Origin of the sequence: Dyella sp., from assembly GCF_035277725.1 — a bacterium.
Classification (GTDB): domain Bacteria; phylum Pseudomonadota; class Gammaproteobacteria; order Xanthomonadales; family Rhodanobacteraceae; genus Dyella_B.
In genome coordinates this window covers 1-13,768 of record NZ_DATEJY010000204.1, presented here as the reverse complement: position 1 = coordinate 13,768, position 13,768 = coordinate 1, and the positions used below count along the sequence as shown (strand labels likewise).

Below are 13,768 nucleotides of genomic sequence, written 5' to 3'. Positions count from 1 at the left end.
GTGGGCGTGGTGTCGCGGATGACTTCGCTCACGCGGCTGAGCAGTACGGCGTAGTGCTGGCCGTCCAATTGAAAGGAGAGCCACGGTTCGCGAGCGATGGTTTCGAGATTGGCGACGGGGCTCATGCATTATCCCTTGTTGTCGGGCGCAGTCGCATGGGACGTCGACGCCTCGGGCGTAGTGATCAGCGACGCGATCGGAGTGATGACTTGCGGCGCCGGCAGCGCAGGCGGTGGCGTGACCACGAGCGGCGCCGTCTGCACAGGCGTTGCGGGTTGCGCAGCCACGGAGGGTGACGGCGCAGGCGATGCATGCTGATCGTCCGTCGCATCGAAGGTGGCGTCGGCGGTCTGATTGATCTGGTCGCTATTGGTGTAGAAGCGGCGCGGCGCCGCCTTGTCGCTCAGTACCACCACCAGCACGCGGCGGTTCTTGTTGCGGCCATCGACGCTGGTGTTGTCGGCGGCAGGGCGATACTGCCCCCAGCCGACGATGCCGAGCCGGTCCGGATCGACACCGTGTTCGGCAAACAGGCGTGCCACGCTCGCGGCACGCGCGGCGGACAATTCCCAATTGGAAGGATAGACGGCCGTATTGATCGGCATGTCGTCGGTATAGCCTTCCACGCGCAACGGATTGCCGAACGGCGCCAGGATGTCGCCGAGGCTGGTCAGCACCTGCGTGGCCGACGGCGACAAGGTGGCAACGCCGCTCGGAAACAGAATGTCGGTGCGAATCTCGATTTCCAGCCAGTTCGGCGTACGCCGCACCACCACGAGGTTTTTGTCGATCAGCGGCTGCAGCGCGCGCTCCACTTCGTTGCGGATGCGTTCCAGATTCTGCTGCTCTTCGCTCAGCTTGGTCTTGTTCTGGTCGGATGGCGTGCCTTGCGCGGTATTGGGCGTGGCGATGTGTTGCGACAACACCGGCAGCAGGATCTGCGAAAGCGGCGTGCGTGGAATCGGCGCCGGCTTGGTGGTCGGCACCGGCGTGCTCGATTGCGGCGCGTTCGGCGTCACCGGCTGGATCACCGCGCGCGAACCGTTGAACGCCGACGAGATCGCCTGCGCCAGCGCGCGATATTTGGTGGTGTTGACGCTGGACATCGCATACAGCACCACGAACAGCGCCAGCAGCAGCGTAAGCAGGTCCGCGTACGGAATCACCCAGGCTTCGTGGTTGGGATGTTCTTCGTGCTTGTGCCGGCGTCTCATACGAGATAGCCCTGCAGCTTGCTTTCGATCTGCCGCGGATTGTCGCCTTCGGCAATCGAGATCAAGCCTTCGATCAGGATTTCACGCACCTGCGTCTGCTTGTTGATCAACGCTTTCAGCCGTGCGCCGATCGGCAGCAGCAAGAGGTTGGCCAGGCTGATGCCGTAGATGGTGGCGACAAAGGCCGCGGCGATGCCGTGACCGAGCTTGGCCGGATCGGTGAGATCGCGCATTACCGCCATCAGGCCCAGCACCGCGCCGATGATGCCCATGGTCGGCGAATACACGCCCCCTTGTTCGTACACCTTCGCGGCCTGTAGGTCGACGTGCTCGCGCGTGGCCACTTCCAATTCCAGCACGGTGCGAATCGCTTCGGGTTCGCTGCCGTCGACCAGCAATTGCAGCCCTTTTTTTACGAGCGGATCGTCTTCCGCATCGATGTGCGGCTCCAGCCCGAGCAGGCCCTGGCGACGCGAGATTTCGCTCCAGCCGATCACGCGGCTGATCAAGTCGGAGGGATGCAGTTGCGGCGGCTTGTACACCATTTTCAGCATGCCCGCCGCGCGTTTGAGCACCTTGCCTTGCGTGTGCAGCAGCAACGCGGAGATGGTGCCGATGAACACGATCACGAAGGCTGCCGGATTCCACAATGCGGAAACGTCGGTGCCCTTGAGGATCGCGCCGACGATCAGCACGACGAAGGCGAGGATGGTGCCGGCGATGCTTACGACGTCCATATCAACGCTTCCGATCACGATGTGTAGGTTGGGGTGCGAACCCCAACATTGCGTGTTTCGTGGAGCAGGAGATGTTGGGGTTCGCACCCCAACCTACGGTGAAGGTCATCATGCGGACACCTTCAGCGAGGGAAGCAAGCTGCCACCCTCTTGCGACAACGCCGCAAGATCCAACACCAGCGCAAGCCGTCCGTCACCCGTCACTGTCGCACCCGCCACACCCGGCACGCCTTCAAACAACGGCCCCAGCGGCTTCACCATCACGTCTTCGCGGCCGATCACTTCGTGCACCAGGCACCCCAGATGCATGTGCCCCACGTGCAACACCACGACGTGGCGCCCACCGGGACCTGCAACACCAGCCCAATCACCCAGATCGCCCAGCACCAACGCACGCCCACGATGCGCAGCGACACGGCGGCCATCGAGCATGTGGTCGTGCTGGGACTTAAGTTCGAACACTTCGCTGACGTTGCCCAGCGGCAATGCAAACAGACGATCGCCCACGCGCACCATCAGCACGCGCAGGATCGCCAGCGTGAGTGGCACGGTGAGTTCCAGCGTGCTGCCGGATCCAAGACGCGAATGCACTTGCAGCGTGCCGCCGAGTTCGGCCACGCGCGTTTTCACCACATCCATGCCGACGCCGCGGCCGGAAATATCGGAAATCTGCGCCGCCGTGCTGAAGCCGGGACGGAAAATCAATTCATAGCATTCGACTTCCGACAGGCGCGCAGCCTGCGTCGCGTCGATGACGCCTTTTTCCACCGCTTTGCGACGGAGTACTTCCGGATCCATGCCGCGACCGTCGTCGCTGACGGAAATCACGATGCGTTCGCCGCGCTGGCTGGCCGATAGCGTGACCTTGCCTTTGCGCGGCTTGCCGGCGCGCTCGCGTCCGGCCGGATCTTCCAGGCCGTGGTCGACCGCATTGCGCAGCAGGTGGATCAAGGGATCGGCCAAGGCTTCGACCAGACTGCGATCGAGATCGGTTTCTTCGCCCTCGGTGATCAGTTCGATCTCTTTGCCGAGCTGGCGCGCGAGGTCGCGCACGATGCGCGGAAAGCGCTGGAACAGACGGCCGACCGGCTGCATGCGCATGCCGAGCACGGCATTCTGCAGATCGTCGGACACGCGGTCGAGATCGCCGGCCATCGCCGCCAGCGATTCATTGTCGCTGCGCGAAGCCAGGCTCAACAGGCGGTTGCGCAGCAGCACCAGTTCACCGGCGCGGCTGACCAAGGTATCCAGTCGCGTGGTATCGACGCGAACGGTGTTTTCGGTGGCGGGGGGTTTGCTGGGAGTCCGCGGCGGTGCTGGAGCCGGGACCGGGGCGGCAGCGCCTGGGGCACCGCCCTTGCCGTGCAGGTTGTCCAGCAAAGCCTCGAACTCGTCGTCGCTGATTTCCTTGGACTCGTCGCCCCGGCGAAGGCCGGGGCCCAGTGACTTGTCGGCCTCGACGTCGCTGGGCCCCGGCTTTCGCCGGGGCGACGGGGCATGGGAGTCGTCCGCCATGGTTGCAGCACCAGGCGCGCCACCCTTGCCATGCAGCGTGTCGAGCAGGCTTTCGAATTCGTCGTCGTTGATGTCGTTGGAGACGTGCTTGGTTGCACCCGGCGCACCGCCCTGGCCGTACAGCGTGTCGAGCAGCGCTTCGAATTCCGCTTCGATGGGATCGGCGGAACGCGCGGGCTTGGCCGGTTCGGCAACCGATGCCGCGTTTTCCACCGTAGGCTGCAATTTTTCCAGCAACGCCGCGGGTGGCGGTGACATCGCGTCGCCGTTCGCCAGCGCAGCCATCATTACATTGAGCAGATCCAGTGCTTCGAGCAAGGCATCCATGTGCGTGGAGTTCAGCACCAGGCGGCCGTTGCGCGCGTCGTTGAGCAATTCCTCGGCGCAATGGCACAGCTGCACCATCGGCTCGATGCCGAGAAAACCCGCACCACCCTTCACCGTGTGAAAGACGCGGAACACGGCATTGAGCAATTCGCGATCGTGCGGCGAGGCTTCCAGCTCGATCAGCTGTTCGCCGAGGCGTTGCACCAATTCCCCGGCCTCGACCAGGAAATCGTCACGCAGTTCGCTGTCAAGGTTCGAATCCATCAATGGGTTTCCTCAATGCTGGCCTCTTTCCTGCCGTCATTCCCGCGAAAGCGGGAATCCATTTTCGCTTTTTGCATAAGAGCAATATGGATTCCCGCTTTCGCGGGAATGACGGCCAAGGGCGATGAGGCAAGCATCAAACGCATGCTCAGAACCCGAACTCACTCAGCAGACGATCCACTTCATCCTGGCTATGCACCTTCGCCACTTCCACCGGCGCTTCGCGCCCGGCGAGCGCACCGGTGAGGCGCACCAGTTCCAGCAGCGACGATTCCACGCTTTCGATAAAGCCGACCACTTTCTTCACGCGCTGGCCGGCCAGGTCCTGCCAGGACTGCACCAGCACCATGTCGTTGAGCCCTTCGCTGCAGGCGCCGGCAAACACGTGTGCCTGGCGTGCCAGCACCGCGGCCGGATCGGTTTCGCCGCTGTTGAAATCCAGCACGGCCTTGGCGTTATTGGACAGCGCTTCCGCTTCGGGGCGAATGCGGTCGACGAAATCCAGGCTGCGGTGCGCAGCCTGCGCGCTCATCTCCAGCACTTCGGCCAGGTAGTTGCGCGCATCGACCATGCTGTCGGGCACGCCTTCGTTGGCGAGGTCACTGCCTAGGCGGCTCACCGCGCCATGCAGGTCACGCGCCAGCACGCCGAGCGCGCGGAACAGATGCTGTTCGCGCTGGCGCACCATGGCGTCGAGCGCTTGCTCGAACGCGGCGCCGTCCTTGCTGTTGAGCAGATCGAGCACTTCGGGCGGAAGCGCCTCGTTGACGGGAACGGTCACGGCATTCATGCGGAAGCTCCACTGGCGGCCAGGCGCTCGAAGATCTTGTCCAGCTTTTCCTTGAGCGTGTTCGCCGTAAAAGGTTTGACGATGTAGCCGTTCACGCCGGCCTGGGCGGCGGCGATGATCTGCTCGCGATTGTTTTCGGCGGTGACCATCAGCACCGGCAAGCCTTTCAGCTTGGGCTCGGCGCGGATCGCCTGCAGCAGCTCGATGCCGGTCATGTTCGGCATGTTCCAGTCGGTCACGACCATGTCGAAGCTGTTGGCCTTGAGCATCGCCAAGGCGTTGTTGCCGTCGTCGGCTTCCTGGATGAGCGGGTTGTTGAAACCCAGTTCGACCAGCAGGTTGCGAACGATTCGCCGCATGGTGGAGAAATCGTCCACCACCAGAATTTTCATGTTCTTGTCCAAACACGTTCTCCAGAGGCTTTGAAAACGAGGGGGAGATGAGAAACGAGTGAGGTGCGAACCGTCGGTGTTTCTTCTGTCCTTCGGAAGAAGGTTCCTCGGGTGTTTCCAGGTCGGCGATGCCAGGACGCGCTGCCAACCTTGACTGCCCGGAAGCCCTCTTCCGAAGAAAGAGGCGCACACCATCGGTGCACGGGTTGTATGTGTTGCGGTTGTAAAACTCGTTGCCTGCTCCTTCTCGTTCGTTGTTGCTAGCCGCGCCAGTCGCCCATGCGAGCACGCAGCCGGACCAGTGCCTGGCCGTGGATCTGGCACACGCGCGATTCCGTCACGCCGAGCACCATGCCGATTTCTTTCAGGTTCATCTCCTGCTCGTAGTACAGGGACATCACCAGTTGTTCGCGCTCCGGCAGCGTCGTGATCGCTTCGGCCAACGCTTCGCTCAGGTTTTCCTGTTCGAAGCTGGCCTGCGGGCCCAGGTTGTCGTGATCGATCACGTCCAGCGCGCCGGCTTCGCCGCCTTCGCCGTCATCGGGCGCCGTCAGGCTCAGCAACCGCGCACTGGTCGCGTCGGACAGCACCTGGTGATACTCCTCGGCGGTCATGCCGAGTCGCTTCATCACCTCGGCGCTGTCCGCATCGGCACCGGTTTCGTTTTCAATCTGCCGCGTCACCTCCGCGACTTCGCGCACCTTGCGGTGTACCGAGCGCGGGGTCCAATCGGTGCGCCGGAGTTCGTCCAGCATCGCGCCACGGATGCGGATGCCCGCATACGTTTCGAAGCTGGCCGCGCGATCGGTCGTAAAGTTTCGCGCCGCCTCCAACAAGCCGATCATGCCCGCCTGCATCAAATCTCCCACGTCAACGCTCGGCGGCAAGCGGCCCATCAGGTGATAAGCGATCCGCCGCACGAGCGGCGCATGCTTGCGCACCAGTTGGTCCGCGTCCTCGCGTTGCAGCTGCAGATATCCCGAAGCCACATTCATGTCACCACCCCGCAGCCGGCAGGCTCTGCCCGCTGAAAAAAGCAATTCGGCCGAGGTCCGGGTACGCGGGTTTTCCCCATGTATCGACCGCACCTGCCAATTGCTTGAATCCCACCGCCGCACGGCTGGATGGCCACAGGTCGACCACCGCGCCCTGGCGCCGGATCGCCTGCCGCAGCCACTCGTCGTGCGGCACCATGCCCATGTAGTCGAGCGCGATATCGAGGAAGCGCCCGCACACGCGCGCGAGTTTTTCAAATAATTTCTTGGCGTCGCTCGCCTGGCGAACCATGTTGGCGACGATATGGAAGCGCCGCACGCCGAACTCGTGGGCGAGAATCTTGATCAAGGCATACGCATCGGTGAGCGAGGCGAGTTCATCGCACACCACGATCACCACGTCGTCAGACGCTGCGGCAAACATGGCGACGTTGTCGGCCACGCCCGCAGCGGTATCCACCACCAGGAATTCCGGCGGCTGACGCAATTCGTCGAACGCGCGGATCACCGCGGCGTGTTCGCCGTTGCCCATCTTGGCCAGCCGGCGTACGCCCGAACCGCCCGGCACCACTTTCAAACCGTGCTGCGCGGGAATGATCAGATCCTGCAGCGTGCACAAGCCTTCCAGCATGTGCCCGACGTGGCGCGGCGGATTAAGGCCGAGCTGCACGTCCACGTTGGCGACGCCCATGTCGGCGTCCAGCAACATCACTTCGCGGCCGGCCATCGCCATGGCCATCGCGAGATTCACCGCGACGGTGGTCTTGCCCACGCCGCCCTTGCCGCCCGCCACCGCAATCGTGCGGGTGATGCGCGCGCGCGGTACCACTGGACGCAAACTGGCTGCCTGGGAGAAGACGTCGAGTTCGTCCCGCTGGTTGCGGGTGGCGGAAAACAGATTTTGCAAACCGGTTGCCTGGTTCACGTGCAAAGCCTCGTTCGTAGTCATAGGCCCGCCACCGCCATGCCGAAACGCTCAGCCATGTCCAGGTCTTCGCCGGCGAAGCCAAGCCGGCGCTGCTGCTGCGCGGCGCGGCATACCAGCACGCGCGCATCGGCGGCGCTGATGTCTTCGGGAACACGCTGACCATCGGTGGTGCAGTCCAACGGAATGCGGTGACGGATCAACACGGAAAGCAGGCCGCCCAGGCTCGGTGCCTCGTCGAGCTTGGTGGCGATGCATACGCTGGGCTTCAGCGGCAGATACGCGCGCACCGAATCGTCCAGCGCGGGCGCCTGCGCGTTCGCGCCCAGTACCAGACAAGCGCGCAACGTCGTCGCGCCGTGGGCGGCAGCTTCGCGCAACACATCCATCTGCTGCTGCAGACGCGGATCGTTGCCGGCCACGCCTGCGGTATCGACCAGCACGGTGTGGTGATCGCGCAGCAGGTGCAGCGTCTGCGCCAGGCCCACCGCATCGTAGGCGGGATACACGCGCACGCCGAGCAGGCGGCCGTAGTGTTCGAGCTGCGCGGCCGCGCCGATGCGGTAATGATCGGTGCTGACCAGCGCGACTTTGTTCGGACCGTGATGCATCACCGCGCAGGCGGCGAGCTTGGCGATGGTGGTGGTCTTGCCCACACCGGTCGGACCGACCAGTGCGATCACGCCGCATACATCGGCCAGCGCGCGGCCACTCACCTTCAAGCTGCGGCTGAGCAAACCCAGCGGCAGATAGCGCGCCTGATCGGCATTGATTTCTTCGGGAAGATCATCGATCAACTGGCGCGCCACGTCGGTGTCGATACCCAGGCGCGACATGTCGCGCAGCACGCGGGCGCGCATCGGGCTGCGGCGCTCCATGTCGTTCCACGCAAGACTGGAAAGCTGTTGCTCGAGCAGCTGGCGCAGGCCGCCGAGTTCGGTACGCATGCGCGCGGTTTCCAGCGCCTGCTGTTCGAACACCGGCTGCAGCGCGGCCAGTTCAGTGGCCGGTAGCGGCAATGGCGGCGGAGGTGGCGGCGGCGGTATGGCTGCGCGCGGTTCCTTGGCCGGTTCCTTGGTCGCTTCCCTGGCGATTTCCTTGAGGCGTTCTTTTGGCGTTTCCTTCACCGTTTCCTTTGCTGCTTCCTTCACCGGCGCTTTGGTGGGTGCGGGTGCAGGTGCGGCGACGGATGCCGGCGCGTTGACGCGTGCCGCTTCGCGCATCAGCGTTTCGTCGTAGTCGACGGCGGCGATGATCTCGATGCCTTCTTCCAGGCGGCGCGTAGAAAGGATCACCGCGTCGGCGCCTTGCTCGGCGCGTACGTCGCGCATGGCCTGGCGCATGTCAGGGGCGATGAAGCGTTTGATTTTCATGTGGGGCTCCCCACTGCCAAATCGAAGCGCTCGTCATTCCGGCGAAAGCCGGCACGCGGGGAGAGCACATGGATGTGCTCGGCTTTGAGGAGCGAGGAATCCAGTGCAAATACGTTGTGCGCAGCACTCAACATAAAAAATGCCGTGTCCTTCGGACGCATGTTCAACTGGATTCCGGCTTTCGCCGGAATGACGGTGAGGCAAGAACGTGCGTGCTCGTTTCTTTGCTGGCGCCCAGCAAAGAAAGAAAGCAAAGCTTGCAGCTTCAATGTCATCGCCTGCCTCACCATCTCACCCCTCTTCCTCTCTCACCGACCAATCGCTTGCACGAGCCGCACGCGACGGTTATCCGGAACTTCGTTGTAGGCCAGCACATGCAGGTTCTGAGCCACGTGGCGCGTGAAGCGCGAAAGCCACGGACGCAGTTGCGGTTGCACCAGCATCACCGCCGGTTCGCCGTTTGCCTCCTGCCGCCGCGCCGCTTCGGCGACGCTTTGCTGCAGGCGATCGGCGAGCCCTGGTTCCACGGCTGCGCCGGCGGCACCGCTGCTCGAGAGTGATCCGAGCAAGATCTGTTCCAACTCCGGGGCGAGGGTCAATACCGGTATTTCCGTACCCAAACCTGCGATCTCCTGCACAATTTGACGGCCAAGTGCGACACGCACATAGGCCGTCAAAGCGCCGGGATCCTGGCTTTGGCTCGCGTGCTCCGCCAAAGATTCGACAATGGTGCGCATATTGCGCACCGGCACCCGCTCCGCGAGCAGGTTCTGCAGCACTTTCACCACCACGCCCAGCGAAAGACGCTTGGGCACCAGGTCTTCCACCAGCTTGGGCGCGGTCTGCGCCAGGCGGTCCAGCAACTGCTGCGCGTCCTGGTGGCTGAGCAGCTCGTGCGCGTGGTTCTGCAGGATGTGCGACAGATGCGTGGCGATCACCGTGGCCGGATCGACCACCGTATAACCCAGCGCCTGCGCATGGTCGCGCTGGTTGTTGTCGATCCACACCGCTTCCAGCCCGAACGCGGGATCTCGCGTGGGCACGCCTTGCAGCGTGCCGTGCACGCGGCCGGGATTGATGGCGAGATGGCGCTCGGTATAGACCTCCGCCTCGCCCATCGGCACGCCCATCAGCGAAATGCGATAGGTGTTGGGGCCCAGATCGAGGTTGTCGCGGATATGCACCGCTGCCACGAGAAAGCCCAATTCTTGCGAAAGCTTGCGGCGCACCGACTTGATGCGGGACATCAACTCGCCGCCCTGGTTCTTGTCCACCAGCGGAATCAGCCGGTAGCCCACTTCCAGGCCCACCGGATCGACGCTGGCGACGTCTTCCCAGCCAAGTTCCAGGCGCTCGGTGGAGGCCGGCGCCGGCAACGCGTCGGCGGATGCTTTGGCCACGCGCTCCTTGGCTTCCTTTTCGCGCTTGATCATCAACCACGAGGCGCCGCCGCAGACCGCGCCGAGCATCAGGAAGGCGATGTTCGGCATACCGGGAATCAAGCCCATCGTGCCCAGCACCACGCCGGCAACCGCCAACGCACGCGGCTGCGCAAACACCTGGCCGACCACCTGTTTGCCCATGTCGTGCGACTTGGATACACGCGTCACGATCACGGCGGTGGCGATCGACAGCATCAGGCCCGGCACCTGCGCGACCAGACCATCGCCGATGGTAAGCAGCGTGTACGTGCGCGCCGCCTCGCCCGCGGAAAGACCGTGTTGCAGCATGCCGACGAAGAAACCGCCGACGATGTTGATGAACAGGATCAGGATGCCGGCCGTGGCATCGCCGCGCACGAACTTCGAAGCACCGTCCATCGAGCCGTAGAAATCCGCTTCCTCGCGCACTTCCTGGCGGCGTTCGCGCGCTTGTTCCTGCGTCAGCAAACCGGCATTGAGGTCGGCGTCGATCGCCATCTGCTTGCCGGGCATCGAATCCAGGGTAAAGCGTGCCGTCACTTCCGACACGCGCGTGGCGCCCTTGGTCACCACCACGAAATTGATAATGGTAAGGATGGCGAACACCACCAGACCAACCGCGAAATTGCCGCCGATCACGAACTCGCCGAACGCTTCGATCACCTTGCCCGCCGCGCCAGCGCCATCGTGGCCGTGCAGCAGGATCACGCGGCTGGAGGCAATGTTGAGTGCCAGGCGCAACAGCGTGGCAAGCAGTACCACAGTCGGGAATGCCGCGAATTCCAGCGGCCGCATCACATACACCACCGCCAGCAGGATCACCAGCGACAGCGCGATGTTGAAGCTGAAAAGCATGTCCAGCACAAACGGCGGCAACGGCAGCATCAGCATCGCCAGCATGGCGAGCATCACGATCGGCGCGCCTGCGCCGCGGCGGCTCACCTGCTTGAAAGTATCCAGAACGCTTGCGGTTGCCATGGCTGTGCCTTATCGGTTTACGGTTGGCGGCAACACGTAGGCTGGGATGACAATCCCAGCTTTCCAGTAACGTAGTGATGCTGGGATTGTCATCCCAGCCTACTCATTGCGCGCTGGAAAACCGACGCGGCGCCACACTCTTGGTGTCCACTGCAGGTTTCGTGCCTTCGCCCGTTGCTTATGCGGCGCCGTCTGTTCCTGGCCTGTAACGCCCTTGCAGTTCCGGATCGATATCCGGCCGCGGCACATCGGGAATCGGGCCGCCGCGCTCGGTAGCCTGTTTCAGCTGGTAGACGTAAGCAAGAATCTGCGCGACCGCGACATACAACACAGACGGAATCTCGTGGCCGATCTCGGTGGTGGCGTACAGTGCGCGCGCCAACGGCGGCGCCTCCACCAGCGGGATGCGATGCGCATCGGCGACCAGGCGAATCTGCATGGCCAGCACGTCCAGGCCCTTGGCTACCACGCGCGGCGCGCGCATGCGCGCATCGTCATAGCGCAGCGCCACCGCGAAGTGGGTGGGATTGACCACCACCACGTCGGCCTTCGGCACCTCCTGGATCATGCGCCGGCGCGCGACCTGCTGCTGCATCTGGCGAATACGGCCCTTGATATGCGGATCGCCTTCGCTTTCCTTGTGCTCGTCCTTCAATTCCTGCTTGGACATGCGGTGCTTGCGATCGTAGTCGAACCGCTGCCATAGCGCATCGATGCCGCCGATCACGCCCAGCAGCACGGCAAACAAAAGTGCAGCGTGCGCCACCAACGTCAGTGCACGCCCGACGCCCGCGCCGATCGATTCACGCCCGGTGGCCATCACGGCGTTTTCGTCATGACGCAGCAGAACGACCAAGGCAACCCCGATAAAGGCGACTTTCAGCAGCGACTTGGCCAGCTCGATCAACCCGTTGAGCGCAAACAGCCGTCCAAGGCCGGAGATCGGATCAAGCCGTTGGAAATTCGGCACCAAGGCTTGCGAACTGAAACTCAAGCCACCAATCAACACGGACGAACCCACCGCGGCGATCAGCGTCGCGGCGAACACCGGCAGCAACACGCCAAGCATCTCGCCGAGTGCCGCATGCAAGGCGCGCGACATCAGCGCATCGCTGAACAAAGCATCGCGCGAATAATCCAGGCCCAGGCCGTAGATATGCCGCATGTGCGCGAACATGCTGGAGCCGTACGAAAGCAGAATGCTCGCACCGGCCAGCACCACCATCGCGCCGGAAAGGTCGCGCGAGCGTGGAATATCGCCTTTTTCGCGGGCTTCCTGCAGGCGTTTTTCCGACGCTCGTTCGGTGCGGTCTTCGTTCTCCGTCTCGGCCATGGCCTACCCCGTAGGTTGGGGTGCGAACCCCAACATGGCGCGTTGCACGGACATGGCGATGTTGGGGTTCGCACCCCAACCTACGCGGGCAATCCCCATCCCCATTTTCATAAGCCCGCCAGATGTCGCATGACATCCCAACCCACGGATTGCAGCGCCGAGTACGCGCTGGTCAATCCACGCATCGCCAGCCACAGTGCGATGAAACCCATGCAGATGCTGATCGGAAAACCCACCGCAAACAGATTCATCGCCGGTGAGGCCCGGCTGGTCGCGGCAAAACCGACGTTCACCAGCAGCAGCGCCGTCATCGCCGGCAACGCCACGCGCAATGCGCCGGCAAACAGATCGCCGCCGGCCATCACCAGCAGCCATAAAGACTTGCTATCCATGCCGGCCACGCCGGGTGGCAGGCCGCGGAAACTGTCCGCGAGCAGTTCGATCACCTGCAAATGGCCGTCCATCGCCAGGAACAGCAGGCTCACCATCACCATGTAGAACTGGCCCAGCACCGGCACGCTGGTGTTGCTGGTCGGGCTGATCAGTTCGGCAAAGCCAAGGCCCATGCTTTGCCCAATCAAGATGCCGCCATACGACACCGCCTGAAACACCAGCTGCAGCACGAAGCCGATACTGGCGCCGATCAGGAGTTGCATGGCCATGGTCGCCACGCCGGACGCGCTGAGCAGATCCATCTGCGTCGGTGCCAGCGGCGCCAGCACCATCGTGAGCACGAGGGTGATCGCGACGCGAATGCGCGCGGGCATCACCGTCGCATTGAAGATCGGAGCCGCCATGCAGAACCCGCCCACGCGACCCAGCGCCCAGAACATGCCGGACAGCCAATGGATCAACGCGGCCAGCTCGATCGTCACTTGATCGCCCCCGGCAGCCCCACAATGATGTCGTGCGTGAACTGCACCAGCGTGCGCAGCATCCACGGGCCGGCGATCAAACCCACGGCCGCCATTGCCAGCAGCTTTGGGATGAAGCTCAAGGTCATTTCGTGAATCTGCGTGGCCGCCTGGATCACGCCGACGAGCAGGCCGACCAGCAGCGCGGTAAGCAGCAAAGGCGCGGCGACGAGCATGCCGATGTAGAGCGCATGCTGGCCGAAGTGGATCACCCATTCAGGCGTCATGACTCGCCCCCGTAGGTTGGGGTACGAACCCCAACATCGCCATGCTTATCGGGATCAGGATGTTGGGGTTCGCACCCCAACCTACGGGCTGCGGAATCATGTGTAGAAACTCCCGGCCAACGTGCCCATCAGCAACGACCAGCCATCCACCATCACGAACAACATGATCTTGAACGGCAGCGAGATGATCGACGGCGATACCATCGCCATGCCCATCGACATCAGCACGCTCGCCACCACGATGTCGATCACCAGGAACGGGATGAACAACAGAAAGCCCATCTGGAAGGCGGTCTTCAATTCGCTGGTGACGAATGCCGGCATCGCCACGCGGAACGGCACGTCATCCTTGCTGGCATAGGG

General features: G+C 63.3%; 14 protein-coding genes and 1 pseudogene. All 15 read right to left on the bottom strand.

What is annotated here, in order from left to right; translation table 11 throughout:
* Positions 1-128 precede the first annotated feature (128 nt).
* Complete coding sequence (gene motD / locus VJR68_RS17680; protein WP_324149868.1) at positions 129-1,214, bottom strand: flagellar motor protein MotD; 1,086 nt, start codon at positions 1,212-1,214, stop codon at positions 129-131.
* Positions 1,211-1,951 carry a flagellar motor protein gene (locus VJR68_RS17675; RefSeq protein WP_324149867.1) on the bottom strand — a complete coding sequence of 247 codons (741 nt, stop codon included), beginning with the start codon at positions 1,949-1,951 and terminating at the stop codon, positions 1,211-1,213. Before VJR68_RS17675 ends, motD begins: the two co-directional genes overlap by 4 nt.
* Positions 1,952-2,059: 108 nt before the next feature.
* Positions 2,060-4,057, bottom strand: a complete 1,998-nt coding sequence (locus tag VJR68_RS17670) for a chemotaxis protein CheA (RefSeq protein WP_324149866.1) — start codon at positions 4,055-4,057, stop codon at positions 2,060-2,062.
* Positions 4,057-4,203 carry a hypothetical protein gene (locus tag VJR68_RS17665; RefSeq protein ID WP_324149865.1) on the bottom strand — a complete coding sequence of 49 codons (147 nt, stop codon included), beginning with the start codon at positions 4,201-4,203 and terminating at the stop codon, positions 4,057-4,059. The genes VJR68_RS17670 and VJR68_RS17665 overlap by 1 nt, the downstream gene beginning before the upstream one ends.
* A gap of 2 nt (positions 4,204-4,205) precedes the next feature.
* Positions 4,206-4,847 carry a protein phosphatase CheZ gene (locus VJR68_RS17660; protein ID WP_324149864.1) on the bottom strand — a complete coding sequence of 214 codons (642 nt, stop codon included), beginning with the start codon at positions 4,845-4,847 and terminating at the stop codon, positions 4,206-4,208.
* Complete coding sequence (gene cheY, locus VJR68_RS17655) at positions 4,844-5,251, bottom strand: chemotaxis response regulator CheY (RefSeq protein WP_324149863.1); 408 nt, start codon at positions 5,249-5,251, stop codon at positions 4,844-4,846. The genes VJR68_RS17660 and cheY overlap by 4 nt, the downstream gene beginning before the upstream one ends.
* 248 nt (positions 5,252-5,499) lie before the next feature.
* Entirely contained in the window at positions 5,500-6,234 is a 735-nt protein-coding gene (locus VJR68_RS17650) for an RNA polymerase sigma factor FliA (RefSeq protein WP_324149862.1), read from the bottom strand.
* A 1-nt stretch (position 6,235) separates the two neighbouring features.
* On the bottom strand, positions 6,236-7,159 hold the full coding sequence (locus VJR68_RS17645; RefSeq protein WP_324149861.1) for a MinD/ParA family ATP-binding protein: 924 nt from the start codon (positions 7,157-7,159) through the stop codon (positions 6,236-6,238).
* Between the two features lie 20 nt (positions 7,160-7,179).
* A complete protein-coding gene (gene flhF, locus VJR68_RS17640) occupies positions 7,180-8,532 on the bottom strand; it encodes a flagellar biosynthesis protein FlhF (protein ID WP_324149860.1) in 1,353 nt (450 codons plus the stop codon).
* Positions 8,529-8,807, bottom strand: coding sequence for a hypothetical protein (locus VJR68_RS17635; RefSeq protein ID WP_324149859.1), 279 nt, complete (start codon positions 8,805-8,807; stop codon positions 8,529-8,531). The genes flhF and VJR68_RS17635 overlap by 4 nt, the downstream gene beginning before the upstream one ends.
* Positions 8,808-8,840: 33 nt before the next feature.
* Positions 8,841-10,931, bottom strand: a complete 2,091-nt coding sequence (gene flhA, locus VJR68_RS17630; protein WP_324149858.1) for a flagellar biosynthesis protein FlhA — start codon at positions 10,929-10,931, stop codon at positions 8,841-8,843.
* 178 nt (positions 10,932-11,109) lie between these two features.
* Positions 11,110-12,264 carry a flagellar biosynthesis protein FlhB gene (gene flhB / locus VJR68_RS17625; RefSeq protein ID WP_324149856.1) on the bottom strand — a complete coding sequence of 385 codons (1,155 nt, stop codon included), beginning with the start codon at positions 12,262-12,264 and terminating at the stop codon, positions 11,110-11,112.
* A 107-nt stretch (positions 12,265-12,371) separates the two neighbouring features.
* A complete protein-coding gene (fliR, locus tag VJR68_RS17620; protein ID WP_324149855.1) occupies positions 12,372-13,139 on the bottom strand; it encodes a flagellar biosynthetic protein FliR in 768 nt (255 codons plus the stop codon).
* Complete coding sequence (gene fliQ / locus VJR68_RS17615; protein WP_324149854.1) at positions 13,136-13,405, bottom strand: flagellar biosynthesis protein FliQ; 270 nt, start codon at positions 13,403-13,405, stop codon at positions 13,136-13,138. Before fliQ ends, fliR begins: the two co-directional genes overlap by 4 nt.
* A 96-nt stretch (positions 13,406-13,501) precedes the next feature.
* Positions 13,502-13,768: pseudogene (locus VJR68_RS17610) on the bottom strand (flagellar biosynthetic protein FliP); the annotation flags it as partial.